The organism is Elstera litoralis, from assembly GCF_000963705.1.
Lineage (GTDB): Bacteria > Pseudomonadota > Alphaproteobacteria > Elsterales > Elsteraceae > Elstera > Elstera litoralis.
Genome location: NZ_LAJY01000371.1, coordinates 1 through 1,218, shown reverse-complemented (window position 1 = coordinate 1,218; position 1,218 = coordinate 1). Strand labels below are relative to the sequence as shown.

The window sequence follows — 1,218 nt, the reverse complement described above, 5'->3', positions numbered from 1 at the left end:
CGGATATTTTCAATAATCTCGACCGCAATACCGAACAGCGCTTTATGACCTCGCTGGAAGAGCGGAATAAGGATTCGGCGGAACGCATCAAAGCCTTGATGTTTACCTTCGAAGACCTCAGCCGTCTTGATAGCGGCGGGATTCAAACGCTGCTGCGCGCGACTGAAAAAGACAAGCTGGGTATGGCGCTAAAGGGGGCTTCCGAAACCCTGCGCGATATGTTCTTCAGCAATATGTCCGAACGCGCGGCCAAGCTGTTGCGGGAAGATATGGCGTCGATGGGGCCTGTGCGTCTGCGCGACGTGGATGAAGCGCAAATGTATATGGTTCAAATGGCCAAAGACCTGGCCGCCCGTGGTGAAATCGTCATCGCGGATAAGGGCGGTGACGAGCTGATCTACTAATTGGTCCTCTAGACAGGCGCAGTCATGGTCTCACCCCTGCCCCCCTCTGCTCCTGACGCTGCGGCCGACTCGATTGTCGGCGGCGACGGCATGGACTTCGACGCGCTCGACTTTACCTTCCTGGATGGGGAGGATGCGGTTCTGTCGACCGAGGGAACGGCTGCAGAAGCTGCCAAACCCAAAACCCCGGACAGCGATCTGGGTGCCGGAGATGATTTTGATCTTGCGGCGTGGGATTCTGCCGAACCTCAAACGGACGACGCCCCTCTCCCAAAAGCCGCCGCACCGGATGCGGCACTTGCGGCTCTGGATGCGCCAATGGATTTTGGCGGGGATGACGAGAGCTTGACGGACGCATTGCCGTCCTTCGATGCGGATTTATCGGGGACAGATGCCGAGGCGGACTTGCCAATGAAGGCCGCGCCCTCCGATCCTTTCGCCGATTTGCGCTCGCCAGATCCAGAACTAGAACCCCTCGCGCACCAATCGGCGACCGACGAAGGCCTGTCGATTTCGTTCGGTGACGAGGCGTTTGAGAGCGGTGAAACCGAAGACGCCGCCGAGTTCAAGGCCGACGCGCCGATAAGCGATGCGTTCTTCGATGGGTCCGACGAGGATACGGTGAGCTTCGAAGACGATGCCGAGGCAGCGCCAGAAGCTCTATCGGAACCCGAGCCGAAAGCTCCGGTAGGGCCGCGCAAATATTTGTTCGACCGCTCCTTCGATTACGTGCCGCCGCCGCCCCCCCCCACCCGAACCGGAACCCGAGCCCGAGCCGGAACCCGAGATCGAGGCGGAGTACGAGCCGGAACCC

General features: G+C 59.9%; 2 protein-coding genes. Both read left to right on the top strand.

Annotation, left to right across the window (positions count from 1 at the left end; translation table 11 throughout):
• On the top strand, positions 1–404 hold a 404-nt coding region (locus VZ95_RS13890; protein ID WP_045776386.1), incomplete at its 5' end, for a FliG C-terminal domain-containing protein.
• Between the two features lie 90 nt (positions 405–494).
• Positions 495–1,218 (top strand): hypothetical protein (locus VZ95_RS13885; RefSeq protein WP_045776385.1); only part of this gene is annotated, 724 nt, incomplete at its 3' end.